The 13995-nt window shown below is 68.8% G+C and carries 12 protein-coding genes; 2 read left to right on the top strand and 10 right to left on the bottom strand.

Going from position 1 to position 13995, the window contains the following annotated elements:
• Positions 1–15 precede the first annotated feature (15 nt).
• The 3 genes from AC6EKW_RS05845 to AC6EKW_RS05835 all read right to left on the bottom strand — a co-directional run bounded on the left by AC6EKW_RS05845 (position 16) and on the right by AC6EKW_RS05835 (position 2657).
• Complete coding sequence (locus AC6EKW_RS05845) at positions 16–672, bottom strand: MarR family winged helix-turn-helix transcriptional regulator (protein ID WP_498513904.1); 657 nt, start codon at positions 670–672, stop codon at positions 16–18.
• Positions 603–1193: a protoglobin domain-containing protein gene (locus AC6EKW_RS05840; protein ID WP_498513903.1), complete on the bottom strand. Its 591-nt coding sequence runs from the start codon at positions 1191–1193 to the stop codon at positions 603–605. The genes AC6EKW_RS05845 and AC6EKW_RS05840 overlap by 70 nt, the downstream gene beginning before the upstream one ends.
• A 72-nt stretch (positions 1194–1265) precedes the next feature.
• Positions 1266–2657, bottom strand: a complete 1392-nt coding sequence (locus tag AC6EKW_RS05835; protein WP_273888405.1) for a cytosine permease — start codon at positions 2655–2657, stop codon at positions 1266–1268.
• A gap of 308 nt (positions 2658–2965) precedes the next feature.
• Here AC6EKW_RS05835 and AC6EKW_RS05830 point away from each other — a divergent pair, with 308 nt between their 5' ends.
• Positions 2966–3982: a Rieske 2Fe-2S domain-containing protein gene (locus AC6EKW_RS05830; protein WP_498513902.1), complete on the top strand. Its 1017-nt coding sequence runs from the start codon at positions 2966–2968 to the stop codon at positions 3980–3982.
• The gene (locus AC6EKW_RS05825) at positions 3979–5256 is read left to right on the top strand and encodes a cytosine deaminase (RefSeq protein WP_498513901.1); all 1278 of its coding nucleotides are present in this window, start codon (positions 3979–3981) and stop codon (positions 5254–5256) included. Before AC6EKW_RS05830 ends, AC6EKW_RS05825 begins: the two co-directional genes overlap by 4 nt.
• On the opposite strand, the gene AC6EKW_RS05820 is transcribed toward AC6EKW_RS05825, so the two are convergent.
• The 7 genes from AC6EKW_RS05820 to AC6EKW_RS05790 all read right to left on the bottom strand — a co-directional run bounded on the left by AC6EKW_RS05820 (position 5253) and on the right by AC6EKW_RS05790 (position 13918).
• Positions 5253–6455: a zinc-dependent alcohol dehydrogenase gene (locus AC6EKW_RS05820; protein ID WP_498513900.1), complete on the bottom strand. Its 1203-nt coding sequence runs from the start codon at positions 6453–6455 to the stop codon at positions 5253–5255. The genes AC6EKW_RS05825 and AC6EKW_RS05820 overlap by 4 nt on opposite strands.
• A gap of 4 nt (positions 6456–6459) precedes the next feature.
• Positions 6460–8706 carry an HAD-IB family hydrolase gene (locus tag AC6EKW_RS05815; protein ID WP_498513899.1) on the bottom strand — a complete coding sequence of 749 codons (2247 nt, stop codon included), beginning with the start codon at positions 8704–8706 and terminating at the stop codon, positions 6460–6462.
• A complete protein-coding gene (gene plsY, locus AC6EKW_RS05810; RefSeq protein WP_273888400.1) occupies positions 8699–9295 on the bottom strand; it encodes a glycerol-3-phosphate 1-O-acyltransferase PlsY in 597 nt (198 codons plus the stop codon). Before plsY ends, AC6EKW_RS05815 begins: the two co-directional genes overlap by 8 nt.
• Positions 9296–9341: 46 nt before the next feature.
• Positions 9342–10409 (bottom strand): magnesium transporter CorA family protein, encoded by a 1068-nt coding sequence (locus AC6EKW_RS05805; RefSeq protein WP_498513898.1) that lies wholly within the window; start codon positions 10407–10409, stop codon positions 9342–9344.
• Positions 10410–10461: 52 nt separating this feature from the next.
• On the bottom strand, positions 10462–11622 hold the full coding sequence (locus AC6EKW_RS05800) for a S1C family serine protease (protein WP_273888397.1): 1161 nt from the start codon (positions 11620–11622) through the stop codon (positions 10462–10464).
• A 93-nt stretch (positions 11623–11715) separates the two neighbouring features.
• Positions 11716–13254 carry a sensor histidine kinase gene (locus AC6EKW_RS05795; protein ID WP_273888396.1) on the bottom strand — a complete coding sequence of 513 codons (1539 nt, stop codon included), beginning with the start codon at positions 13252–13254 and terminating at the stop codon, positions 11716–11718.
• Positions 13190–13918 carry a response regulator transcription factor gene (locus AC6EKW_RS05790; protein ID WP_273888395.1) on the bottom strand — a complete coding sequence of 243 codons (729 nt, stop codon included), beginning with the start codon at positions 13916–13918 and terminating at the stop codon, positions 13190–13192. The genes AC6EKW_RS05795 and AC6EKW_RS05790 overlap by 65 nt, the downstream gene beginning before the upstream one ends.
• Positions 13919–13995 lie beyond the last annotated feature (77 nt).

Here is a 13995-nt window from a genome sequence, read left to right as displayed (position 1 = left end):
CAAACCCCTCCGGCACTACCCGGCGGGTTCATGCTCGGGACAGTCCACCCGGAGCTCGCGCACGGCGAGCGGGGCGTCGAGCAGCGCGCAATGGTGCGGCCTCTCCCGGCCGGGGTGTGCATCGGGTCTGAAGAAACGGCAGCTGAGGCACATCCGGGCCCGCACGAGCCCCTCCCGCTGCAGCGAGGCGACGAGGCGCAAGAGCGCCCCGAGCAAAACCTCCTTCTCCTCCCCGCCGAGCTCCCCGAGGGGTTCCCGTACGGCCCCGGACCAGCCGGAGAGCTCCCCGGCGATGCTCCGGCCGGCCCCGGTGAGCCGCAGCGTGACGTAGCGGCGATCCTCCGGCCACTCCTCGCGCACGAGCAGCCCCTTCCTCTGCAGGGCATCCACCGCCCCGCTCACGGTCGCCGGGGTGAGTCCGAACTCGCGAGCGAGCTCCCCGACCCGTCGCAGCTCGACCGGCCGGTGGAGGAGGTAGACGAGAAAGCGGGCCTGTATCGGGCTCAGGCCCCGCCGCCCGGCCTCCTCGCGCAGCAAGGCCTCCAGAGCCTGCGAGAGGCGCTCCAGCGCGTCGGCGAGCTTGCTCTCTATCTCATTCCCGCTCAGAAGCTCCCTTCCCTGGCGTACGGCTGGCTCCAGAGCGTGACGTGCAACACGACCGCCTTGAACCACGCCTGATGCATCTTCTCGACCTCTTCCTCCGGATGTCCCCCGTCCTCCAGGAACCGCCGGACCGTCGCGGTTATGGGGTAGATGAAGGAGATCATGTACCGCAGCGGGATCTCCCCGGGGGCCTCCACCCCGTCGGTGCGGTTCTTCTTCTCCCGTGTGTGCCGGAGGGCTATCTCGTGCTGGTAGTCGAGCCATTGCTGGTCGTAGGGCCTGCGGCACACGTCCAGCACCCATTGCTTGAACCGCCCCCTGACCCTCTCCAGATACTCTCCTATGGGCCGCCCTTCGCGGTCGCTGAAGTAGTAGACCAGATGCGGATGGTCGGCGACGAACCCGTACCACAGATCCAACACGTCGTCGAGCCGGCCCTCGAGCACATCCCCCGCCATCCGCAGATAACGCTCGTCCTCCTCCGTGAAGAGCACCGTCTGCCGCAGAAGATCCAACTCCTCCAGGCTCACCGGGGAGCGCGCCAGCTCCTGCGCCCCGTAGGTATAACCCGGTATTCCTCCCTGCGCCACTTGCCACCCCCTTTAATTAGGACTCCTAAATAACTTTAGCAGAGGTGGATGGCTGGTGCAACGGGCATCTTTCTAACGACCGGTTCTACGCAGCTCCACGGGGCGCAGGACGAGGTAGACGGCGGCGGCGAGGACGATACCGAGCTCGAAGCCGACGTCCACGCCGTAGGGTTTGTTGACGAGGTCTGCGACCGGACCGACGAAGTACGCCTGTGACATGCCGAGGAAGGCGCCGAAGAGTCCGACGGCCATCGCGCAGAGCGCGGCCCAACCGAGCGGCAGCCGCGAGCGGGTATTCCAGTCTTCGACGTTGTAGCGGCCGCGGCGGAAGACGAAGTGCTCGATGATGAGCACGATGGACCAGGGGCCGAGCCAGTAGGCGATGATCAGGAGGAACCCCTCGAGCGTCGAACCGAAGTTCTTCGCCGCGGGCAGGGCGATGAGGACGTAGAGGACGGCGCCTGCGAGCGTCCACACCCAGCGAGGAACGCGCTGGAACGAGCGGCTTATGACCTGGGTGGAGAGGCCGAGGCTGTAATCGTTGGGGATGTTGTTGGCGATGACGCTCAGGGCCAGAAGCCCGACGAGCACGTCGCCGAAGCCGCCGAGCGGGGCGACCGCGCCGGCGAGGAGTTCACCGCCCTCCTTGCCCTTGAGGGCCGGAACGGTGGTCAGGAAGAGACCGAGCGTCTCGAGCAGGATGCAGGCGAGGAAGATGCCCAGATAGGTCATCGTGAAGACCCGCCGGGCGGGGGTATCCTCCGGCTGGTTGACGTTGTAGTCGGCGGCGTAGGAGCTCCAGCCGGTCGCGAAGCCGTAGATCGCGCCTCCGAAGGAGACCATCGAGGCTATCTCGGCGGTATGCAGCGCGGGGGTGGGGACGATCCTGAAGTGCGGTGCGGCGACGGCGGTGACGATCAGGAAGATTATCGCCATCGGGATCCAGGCGTACCGCTCGTAGCGGTGGACGTAGCGGTAACCGTAGATGCTCACCATCGTGGTGAGGAATGCAATGATCAGGATGCCCGCCCAGCGAGGGACGGCGTCGTGCGTGACCGCGGCGACGAGCTGCCCACCGATGATGACGTTCACCGCCGACCACCCGATGCACGCGGCGACGTTGAAGCATGCCATGATCGCGGCACCCACCCAACCGAAGGAGAACCTCGAGATCGTCATCTGCCTGAGGCCCAGCTTCGGTCCCAAAGTCGAGAAGAACGCGACCGGCAGCACCCCAAGCGCGTTGAAGATTATGATCACCGCGAGGCTGTCCCAGAACCCGAGCCCGAAGAGCGGTATCGCGAGAGCCCCGAGAGACACGGTCGAGAGGACCAGGTTCGCCGAGAACCACATCGTGAAGTTGTCCCGGATCCTGACGTGCACCCGCGCCTTGGGCGAGACGCGCTCGATGCCGTGGGTTTCGATCCCTTCTTCTTCTGGAATCTCTACTACTTCTTCTGACATGCGGCTCCTCCAAAAACGTTCCGTCCCACAGGGAGCGGTACGATGCACAACCTCTCCGCCGCAAACCCCATTCCGGGGGACGCCTCCGGCGGACGACAGTCCGGGCCCAGTTTAAACCATCGCTCTCCCCGAGTCACTGGGTGATCCGGGGTACATCAAGATAGAAGAGACCCCGGCTTCGTTCTTCGGCCCGGGGGCCAAAGACGCACCACCCGGCATCTACCGGATCGGGCCCCGCGGCGAAACTTCACGCCTGCCCTCGTCCGGGCTGTCGCACCGAACCCATTTGCACTATCATGTCGTACAGCGTGAGCGCACCGGACGACGCAGCAGAAGCTTACCGCGAGGCCCTCTCGGGCCTCTGGCATCCCGTGGCCCGCACCGCAGACCTCGCCGAGGGTCCGCTCGGCGTGAGGCTGCTCGACCGGCGGCTGGTCCTCGCTCGCCTCGAAGGAGAGGCGGTGGCGTTCGAGGATCTGTGCCGCCATCTCGGGGCGGCGCTCTCGATCGGGGACGTCGTCGAGGGATGTTACCTGCGCTGCCGCTACCACGGCTGGAGCTACGACCGCACCGGCCGCTGCGTGGACATCCCGGCCCGGCGAGGGCGCTCCATACCGCGCGAGGCGAAGGTGAGGCGCTTCCACATCCGGGAGGCGTACGGGATCGTCTGGGTGTGCCTGGCCGACGAGCCGGTACAGGATATCCCGCCGTTCCCCGAGTACGGGGACGAAGAGTTCCATAAAGGTCCCTTGAGGACCTACGGCCCGTGGCGGGCGAGCGCGCCGCGGGTGGTGATGGCCGCGCTCGACGACACCCACTTCCCCTGGGTACACCCCGGCATCCTCGGCGACCCCTCCCACCCCGAACCACCCGAGCACGAGGTCTGGCGGGAGGGCGACCGCCTGGTGTGCACCTACACCATGCTCCAGCCCGCCAACGACACCGTCTCAAGCGGCGAGGGACGGCCGGCGCTCGAGAAGGTCACCTACACCAACCACGTCACCCCGACGAGCATCCGGCTCGTCAAGGAGAGCGCCGCCGGCACCTACGTAATCTGGCAGGCATCCTCCCCGATCTCGTGGGACGAGACCCTCGTCTTCTCCTACCAGGCGCGCACCTTCGACAAGGGGGTGGATCGCGACCCGGACTACGAGCGGCTGCAGGACGAGATCCAGGAGCAGGACCGCCCCGTCGTCGAGAGCCAGCGGCCGTGGCTCCTGCCGCCCCTCAGCTCGCGGATGATGCTCTACATCCGACCCGCCGACCTCCCGCTGATCTCCTACCAGAAGTGGCTGGAAGAGCTCGGCATCCCGCAGCAGATATGATCCGGGCCGACCTTCTCGTCCGCAATGCCCGGCTCATGGACGGACGTCTGGTGGACCTCGCGATACTGGACGGGACGTTCCGCAGGATCGGGGAGCACCTGGAGATCGCCGCGGAGCGGGAGCTGGACGCGAGGGGCCGCCTCACGACACCTCCCTTCATAGACAGCCACGTCCACCTCGACGCGGCGCTCACCGTCGGCGAGCCGCGCTTCAACCGCAGCGGGACGCTGCTCGAAGGGATCGAGATCTGGGGCGAACGCAAGCAGACCCTGAGCGAAGAAGATGTAAAGGGCCGCGCGCTCGAGGCGATAAAGTGGGAGGCGGCGCAGGGGACGCTCTTCATCCGCAGCCACGTCGACGTCTGCGACCCGGAGCTCACCGCGCTCAGGGCTCTGGTCGAGCTGCGCGAGGAGGTGCGCGACCTCGTCGAGCTGCAGATCGTCGCCTTCCCGCAGGACGGGATCTACGCCACGCCCGGGGGTCCTGCGCTCATGGAGGAGGCGCTGCGGCTCGGGGCGGACGTGGTCGGCGGCATCCCCCACCACGAGCCGACCCGCGCGCTCGGCGAGAGGGACGTCCACCTCGCCTCGGAGCTCGCGAAGAAGTACGCGAGGCCCCTCGACCTGCACATCGACGAGACCGACGACCCGAACTCCCGCTTCACCGAGGTCCTCGCGTGGGAGGCCGTCGAGGGCGGCTTCGGGAGCCGGGCCACCGCGAGCCACTGCACCGCGATGCACTCCTACGACGACGCCTACGCGTTCAAGCTGATCCGGCTGCTCGCCAGATCTGGCATCAACGTCGTCGCGAACCCCTTCGACAACACCGTCCTGCAGGGCCGCTTCGACACCTACCCGAAGCGGCGCGGGATGGCGCGGGTGAAGGAGCTCCTCGAGGCGGGCGTGAACGTCTCTTTGGGACACGACTCGATCATGGACCCCTGGTACCCGCTCGGCCGCGGCGACATGCTCGGGGCCGCCTCCCTCGCGCTGCACGTCCTGCAGATGAGCGGTGAGGAGGAGATCGGGGAGATGCTCGAGCTGGTCACGAACCGCGCCGCCCGCACTTTGGGGGTGGAGGATAGATACGGCATCGAGGAGGGCAAACCAGCGAGCTTCGTCGTCCTCGACGCCCCGGGCACGTTCGACGCGCTGCGCCTCGACCCCGCCCGCCTGTGGGTGGTGAAGGACGGCAGAATCGTGGCCGAGACCGAGCCCTCCCGCACCACGCTCTACCGGGGTGGAGGGAAAGAGCGCGTGGATTTCCTGCGCTAGGGCCTCCGCAGATCGAAGGCGACCTTGATGAACCCCCTCCTGCCGGCGGATCGGGCGGCGGCTACGGCCTCGCGGTAGTCCGTAAGGCGGAAGAGCGGCCCGATCAGGCTCTGCAACTCTATCTCCCGGGCGAGGCGCAGCGCGAGCGCGAAGCTCCTCACCCGCTCTCCCCCGTACTCCTCGTAGCCGTAGGCGTAGCTCCCGGCGAGACCGACCTCCCCGTGCCAGAGCGGGGTGAGATCCAGGCGGCTGCGGGCCCCCGGCATCCCGACGAAGACGACCTCCCCACCGGGGCGGGTGAGCCTGATGGCGTCCTCGACGGTCCCGGAAACCCCGACGCACTCGAAGGTTCGGTCCGCGCCGCCGAGGACGACGGGCTTCCCGAGCTCGGGTTTTTCGACCCTCGCGCCGAGCCGTGCGGGAAGCTCACCGTAGAGCTCGCCCGGAGATGCGACCTCGTCGGCCCCCAGGCGCAGCGCCTCCTCGCGCTGGCGTGGATGCTTTGCGACGCAGACGATGCGACCCGGCCGCCTGAGGTGCCGCAGCGCGGCGACGACCAGCAGCCCGACGCTCCCCGCTCCCAGGACGAGGACGGTCTCTCCCGGTTCTGCGCGGAGTGCGGCGTGCACCGCGCAGGCCAGGGGCTCTACGGAGACCGCCGCCTCGTCGGGCAGATCCTCCGGGACGCGGTGCAGCTGGGAGGGATGCGCGACGAGCGTCCCCTCGCACCACCCGCCCCCGGTGTCGCGGCAGAAGCCGGTCTGGATGCCGGGGGCGAGGTCTCCCCCGGTCACGTTGGTGCAGAGGGCGTACTCCCCGGCGGCGCACATCCGGCAGGGGGGATCTATCCCGCGCACCTCGCAGCCGAGCGCCGGCTCGACGACGACGCGCTCTCCGGCGGTGAAACCGGAGGCGTCTTCGGCCACCTCTCCCACGATCTCGTGCCCGAGGACGAAGGGCGGGGAAGTCAGCGGGGAGAAGTAGGGCGAGCTCTTCGAGAGGAGGGTCGCGAGATCCGAGCCGCAGATACCCGAGAGGCGGGGCTTCACGCGCACCCACCCCGGCGCGGGGAGCGGGGGTTCGGGGACGTCTTCGAGGTTCAGCGGTGAGAGGCGGGAGGTCTCGATCCTCTCGATGCGCCCGGCAACACGCACCAGCAGGTAGCGCGGGGCGGACTTGTGGTAGACGAGGGCGCGCAACCTCTCAGCGGACCTCCCAGTTGCGGACCTCCCAGCCCCGCTCCTGCGCCACCGCGGCGAGCCGGCGGTCGGGGTTCACGGCGACCGGGTTGCCCACCGTCTCGAGCATCGGGAGATCCGAGATCGAATCCGCATACGCGTAGGAGCGGGAGAGGTCCAGGTTCCGCTTGCGGGCGAAGGAGGCGAGCATCCGCGCCCGGGCCTCCCCGGCGACCGGCGCGCCGGAGATCTCGCCGGTGTACACCCCGTCCTCCTCGACCAGACGGGCGCAGAGCACCTCGTCGGCGAGGTCTTCGAGCGGCTCCAGGATGAAGTCCAGGGCTCCGGAGAGGAGCACGATGCGGTGCCCGGCCCGACGGTGCTCGCGCAGGCACTCGAGCGCCTCCGGGTAGATCCTCTCCAACGTGTACCCGGCGAAGCTCTCCAGCCCGAGGCGGCGGGCTTCGGACGGTTTCCAGCCGCGGTAGTTGCGGTAGAAGGCGCGGTTGAAGTGTGCCCGGCTCACCTTGTCCAGCGCCCAGTAGTAAGGGATGCGGGGCAGGAAAGAAGCCAGCCAGAGCGGTCGCGCGGCCGGAGGCAGACTGCGCAGCTTGAGGTGCGCGAAGTACGAGACGACGTTGGAGCCCACGAGCGTGCCGTCCACGTCGAAGATCGCGGCGACCTCCCCGTCCCTCTCCGGCGCGGTGCGGCGCCTCGCCCGGCGCCCCGGCTTCGCGGTCAGGGAGGGCAGGTGCGCCTCCTGCATCCAGCGCCGCCAGTCGACCTCGTCGATGTCGAAGGAGAACTCGCGTCGGTCCTCGGGGGTGAGGGAGTCGAGGAGCGCGCGGGTGTTGCGGGTGGAGAACCGTGCGGACATCGTGGCGTAGCCGCCGTAGATCCTGCTGTAGTAGAGCACCATCCTCGCCCGTTTCTCGGCGCGCGAGGCCCGGGTGCGCAGATCCGAGACCATGTGCCCCTCCGGCAGCCGGGAGAGGATCGACCCGGCCACCCCGAGCCCCAGAAGCTCGGCCCGCAGCTTCGCCTCGACCCGTCTTCTACCCGGGAAGTCCCACTCGGGGACCCGGATCGGCCGCCCGCTAGGGTCTCTGAGCGGGTTCTCGAGGAAGTATTCCCTCACGTAGGCGTGCATCTCGCGGTAGCGCAGCGGGTTGCGCTCGCTCGATGCGACCTGGAAGACCTCGGGCTCCGCGGGGCGTCTCGCCGCGGCGGCGAGGATCGCGCAGACCACCTGGTCCACCGGCACCAAATCCACGATGCTCTCCGGGTCACCGGGGAACTCGCGCAGGATACCCTTGGCGTAAGCCATGATCAGGGGGTCCGCCATCTTGGAGCCCTGGATCCATCCGGGGTAGGGCTCGCGGAGGCTGCTCTCGATGATCGCCGGGCGCACGATGACGAGCGGCAGATCCCCCCTTTCGAGCAGGACCAGCCTCTCGGCGAGCGATTTGGTGTAGGTGTAGACGTCGTGCCAGCCGAGCTCCTTCGCCCGCTCCGAGCCGCGCTCCACGAGCCGGTCGCGCACCCAGGCCCGCCGGAGCTGCTCGACCCTCTCCGAGACCTCTTCCTCGGAGCCGACCATCCCGAGGCTCTGGCGCGCCTCCTCCTCGAAGGCGCGCAGCAGCTTCGCAGCGCGGGAATCCCGCTCGGTTCGGGCTATCACACGCTCTATCTCCTCGACCTCGCGGCGGGCGTCGATCCGGGCGCCGGAGGGAGAGATCTCCCCCGGCAACTCCTCCGGCACGAGCCCGTCGGTCATCCCGGCGACGTACGCCGTCGAGACGTGCACGAAGAGCGGCTCCTTCTCCCAGGAGCGGGCCAGACGCAAGAGACCGAGCGTCCCGTGCACGTTCGAGGCCAGCGCGGCATCGAGCGGGGCGTCGAAGACGACCGAGGCCGCCGAGTGGATGACGACGTCCACCTCGCGGGAGAGCTCCTCGACTTCACGCTCTCCGAGGCCGAGCGCGGGGGCGCCCACGTCCCCCTCCAGCACCCGCACCTTCTGCGAGACGAGCCCTTCGAAGCCATCCCCCAGCCGCTCGCGCAGCCTCCCGAAGGCCGCCGAACCGAGCACCTCACGCTCGAAGCGCTCCCGGGCGCTCCTCTCGCGCGCCGGGCGCACCAGCACGTATAGCCTGCCTATCTGTGGCAGGGAGCGCAGGATCTTCTCGCAGAGGGCCGTCCCCACGAAGCCGGTCGCACCGGTCAGAAGCACCGAGCGCCCCGCGTAGAGCTCACGCAGCGGCCTAGCCATCTCTCCTCCTCTGCCCGAACCTCCGCTCGCGCCCCTCCAGCAGGGCCCGGGCGTTCTCCCGGTGCCGCCAGAGCACCACCGCCGCCCCGACGAACGCGTAGACCAGGTACGGCAGGGGCTGACCCGTGATCAGGTACCCCACCGGAGCCGCCACCGAGACGACGATCGCGGCGAGCGAGGTGTAGCGGAAGGCGAACGCGATGATCCACCACAGCACGAAGACCCCCAGACCAACAGGAGGGACGAGCGCGAGGCCGCTCCCGGCCCCGGTCGCGACCCCCTTCCCTCCGCGGAAACGGAGGAAGACCGGCCAGCAGTGTCCCACGATGGCGGCGAGGGCGGTGAGCGCCCAGACCCACTCCGAATCGCTCAGACCGCGCGCCACGAGGACCGGGACGAGCCCTTTGAGCATGTCGCCCAGCAGGGTCAGGAAGGCGGCGAGCCTGCCCGCGCTCCTGAGGACGTTCGCGGTACCGATGTTGCCGCTTCCCACCTTGCGTACGTCGACGCCGCGGGCCAGCCCGACCAGAAGGCCGGTCGGGATCGAACCGAGCAGGTACCCGAACAGGATGAGCAGTACTCCGGACACAGCTCTGAGAGTATAGCGGAAGGGAGGGCGGCGCGGGCGGCTCCCTTTAGAGCAACCCCCGGCGGCGCAGGTAGAGGGCGGAGACGAGGACGAAGACGAGCTGCACGGCGATGAAGACCCAGAACCCGGCGGGGTTGTCCTGGCCGGGGAGGTACTTGAAGTTCACCCCGTACCATCCGGCGAGGACGCTCAGCGGGCCGAGCAGGGCGGCGAGCACGGTGAGGCGCCGGATGCCGAGCTCGCTGCGCTCGTCGCGGCGCATCCTGTAGGCCTCTATCGCACCGTCTACGTAGTCGCGGGTTGCATCGGCCATGTCCACCGCCTCGCGCTGGTTGTCCGAGACGTCCGAGAGGTAGTCGCGCTGCTCCCGAAAGCTCCTCCCGAGGCGCCGGATCACCTCCTGCTGAGCCACGGCGAGCCGGCGGAACGCCTGCAGGTCACGCTTCATCGAGATAAGGTTCTCCAGAGCCCCGAGCGAAGCACGCTCGTGTGAAGGGTCGAGCGCCGACTCCAGCCTCTCGGCGGCCGTCGCGGCCTGCACGAGCACCGGCAGGTGCCCGTCGACGAGCGTATCCAGCGCGCAATAGGCCAACTCTGCCCCCGGCGCTCCAATGCCGGCAGGTGATCCGAGCCTCTCTTCGATCCGCGAGCGCACCTCTTCCAGAGGGCCATCGCGCACGGTGACGAGCCATCTCTCACCGAAGACCAGGTCCACCTCCATCGCGCTCAGCCGAACCGGCTCGCCTCCCTCCACCCGGGCGGCGAATCCGGCTATGAAAGCCCCGCCGTCGAAGAGGTCGACTTTGGGCATGCGCAGCGGGGAGAGACAGTCCTCGACGGTGAGCGGGTTGAGACGGAGGACCTCACCCAGGATAACCCGCGCCCGCTCGCGGGGCCGCACGAGGTCTATCCAGACCATCTCGGACTCCTGCAAGGCCTCGGGGAGCCGCTCCGAATCCACCCCCCACACCCGCCCCCCGGCCCGCACGAGGACGTTGACCTGCTCGGCTCCGCCCTCGATCGGTAGCCCGCTCCCACGTCTCGCCTCGCCGCCGGTCGGATCCCAGACCCCGAGGTAACCGCGGCCGGATCTTTTTTCTGGCCTGCCAGACATACGCCAGAGTGTACCCGAACCGTGGCCCGTCCGAGCGCACCTTGGGATTCCTCTAACTCCGGGTGCTGCTCCGGCTCAGGCGTCCCAGCGTGACGTCCACGGTCTTACGGCCGCCGCTCCGCTCGACCGTCAGGGTGACGCTCTCCCCCGGCCGGTAGCGCTCGAGCGCCGCGATGAGGTCCCCCGAGTCGCTCACCTTCCTTGAGCCTATCCCGACGATCACGTCCCCGCGCCTGATCCCGGCGCTGGCCGCGGGCCCGCCCCGCTGGACATACGTGACCAGCGCGCCGGAGTCGACCGGGAGGCCGAAGCGGCCCGCTATCTGGGGGGTGAGGTCGGTCAGGGCGACGCCCAGGTAGGGATGGGTGGCCCGGCCGTTCTGGATTATCTGGTCGGCGATGGAGATGGCGGTGTAGGAGGGGATGGCGAAGCCTATGTTCTCGGCCCCTGTCTGGCCCGGCGGCAGGTAGGCCTCGTTTATCCCTATCACCTCGCCTTTGATGTTGGCCAGCGCCCCGCCGGAGTTGCCGGGGGAGATGGCGGCGTCCGTCTGGATCAGGTTGGTGAGCGAGGGCTCCTGGGAACCCGTGCCGGTCAGCCCGGCTGGAAGGTCGCGGTTGAGGCCGCTTATGATGCCGGAGGTGACGGTGGACTGGAGGCCAGAGGGGCTGCCTACGGCTATCGCCCTCTCACCCACGAGCAACCTCCTGTCGCTGGAGAAGGTGGCCGCGGGGAGGCCGTTGCGGTTCACCTTGAGGACCGCGATGTCGGTGTAGGGATCGGTGCCCACGACGCTGGCGGTGGCGGTCGAGCCGTCGGCGAAGATCACCCTGACCGAGCTCGCATTCTGCACGACGTGGGCGGCGGTGATGATGTAGCCGTCGCTGCGGTAGATCACACCGCTTCCGATACCCTCTTCGCCCTGGGAGGAGCTTCCGCTCGAACCCTGCCCAAACCGGGCTCCATATCTGGGCCGCGAAGAGAAGCCAACGTCGATCTGTACGACGGAGGGGACCACCTCGCTCGCGACCTTCGCCACGGACCCCGAACCTCCGGAAGAGCTCGAAGCGGAACTTCCGGCCGTGGTGGGCTGGGCGGTCGCGGGACCCTCGTCGAGGAGCACGTAGCCCGCGGCGGCCACGCCGAGCAGCAGCGCCACCAGCGCTGCTGCGACGAGCGCGGGACGGGGATGGCGCAGACCTTCGAATCTCATGGTGGGGACCTCCGTTCTCTCGCGAGGCAGGTCTTACGCACCGAGTCTAGGACGTCGGGATCAAGCCAGTTTAAGGCGCGGGTAAGATTCCGATCAGAGATTCCCGCCGCCTCGCCTCCCGTCCGTCTCGGCGGATGACCGAGAGGCGGCGCCGTTCTCTCGTTCCCCGGGAAGGCTCGGAGGCAGATGGACGGTGAACGTCGAGCCCCGGCCCGGCTCGCTCTCGACCTCAATCGTTCCTCCGTGCTGCCGGACGATCCAGCTCGCGATGGAGAGCCCGAGCCCCGTACCCTCCGTGGCGCGGGCGGGGTCGGCGCGGTAGAAACGCTCGAAGATGTGCGGCAGGTGCTCGGGCGCTATACCCTCCCCGGTATCCGAAACGCTGATGTGCGCCCCACCGTCCCTCCAGGCTTCGGCCCGGACGGTGATGTGCCCTGAGGAGGGGGTGTACCTGATCGCGTTGTCGAGCAGGATGAGCAGAAGCTGCTTGAGCGCGTCCCGGTCGCCCGCGAGTTCGATCCTTTCCGGCGCATCGAGCGAAAGCTTTTGGCCTTCGGTGAGTGCCCTCGCCTGCGCCACCGCCTCCCTGGCCAGGGTGGCGAGGTCCAGGGGCCTTCGCTCCAGCGCACGCCCGGCGTCGGCGCGGGCCAGCGTCAGGAGGTCCCCGACCAGTCGGCTCATCCGCTCGGACTCCCCGTGGATCTCCGCGAGGGCCGCCTCCCGGTCGGCAGCGGACATCTCCGGGACCGCGCGCAGCAGCCCCGCGTTGCCCCGGATCGTGGTGAGCGGCGTACGCAGTTCGTGGGAGGCGTCGGCGACGAAGCGCCTCTGCGCTTCGAGCGTTTCGCGGAGCTGGCGGTCCGAGGCCTCGAGCCGGCGGAGCATCTCGTTGAAGGTGACGGCGAGGCGCCCGACCTCGTCACCGGAGTCGGGGAGCTTCACCCTCCGGGAGAGGTCGCGGGAGGATCCGATCGACTCTGCGGTGCTCATCAGGCGCCGGAGCGGACGCAGGGTCTCGCCAGCCATGAACGAGACGACCCCGACCGAGAGGACCAGCGCCGCCAGAAGCCCCACCCCGGCGAGCAGTCGGAGCTGGGAGAGGGTCTGACGGACGGGGGCGAGGGAGCGCCCCACCTGTACCACCCCGACCGTCCGGCCGTCCACCACGAGCGGGGAGCTGTAGACTTCCACCTCCTCGCCGCCCACCCTGACGACCCTGAAGTCCGGGCGGCCAGAGTGGGAGGTGACGGGGTCTTCGGGCAACGTCCTCCCGCCCAGGTTTTCCGAAGTTCCCAGCACCCGTCCGTCGGGCGTGCTCACCTGCACGAAGGTGTCGGAGGAGGCGAAGGTGTTGGGCGGCGGGATGAAGATCTCCACGCCCGGCGAGAAGTGGGAGTACGTGATCCGGGGCCTCACCGCGTCGTTGACCTGCCGCGCACGCTCCACGAGCGACTGCCGGACCTGCCCGTAGAGGCTGTTCGCGAGGATGGCGTATACGGCGGCGGCGAAGGCGACCAGCACCACCCCCAGGATCAAGGCGTGCCAAAGGGTGAGCCTCGCGCGCAGGCTACCGGGCAGGCGCAGGGCCCGGGGTTTCGCCATCGTGGGGTCTTTCTTCTTCTCTGAGGACATAACCTGCCCCCCGCATCGTGTGGATCAGCCGCGGCTCGCCACCCGCCTCGAGCTTCTCGCGCAGGTAACCGACGTAGACGGCGACGACGTGGGTGTGGGCCTCGAAGTCTATGCCCCAGACCTGCTCGAGGAGCTGCTCCTGGGAGAGTACCTGCCGCGGGTGCCTGAGGAAGGCCGCGAGCAAATCGAACTCCCTCGCCGTCAGGTGCACCGGCCGGTCTGCGCGCCGGACCTCACGCGCGGCGAGATCCACGGTGAGGTCGGCGAAACGCACCACGTTCTTCCGGTCCTCTTCCCGGCCGCTACGGCGGAGCAGGGCCCGCACCCGGGCTATGAGCTCCTCGTGCGCGAAGGGCTTGACCAGGTAGTCGTCCGCGCCGCTCTCCAGCCCCTCGACCCGGTCCGAGACCTCGTCTTTGGCCGTGAGCATCAGGATCGGCGTGTCGTCGGCCGCCCTCAGGCGCCGGCAGACCTCGAGCCCGTCCATCCCCGGCATCAGGATGTCCAACACGACCACCTCAGGCCGGAAGAGGAGCGCCCGTTCGAGCCCCTCCGGCCCGCTGTGCGCGAGATCCACGTCGAACCCGGCGTAGGAGAGGGCGCGCTTGAGGAAGCCGGTTATGCTCCTGTCGTCGTCGATCACGAGCACGCGGGCTCTGGACAAGAACTTCTCCTGAAAACTCGCTCTTCACACCACCGCCGACCGGGTGCGGGGAGGCGCCCGGACGCACCTCCCCTTAT

It is taken from the genome of Rubrobacter sp. M3-4, assembly GCF_059772285.1.
The sequence above is the reverse complement of the archived record's forward strand: the minus strand, read 5'-3'. Positions and strand labels throughout refer to the sequence as shown.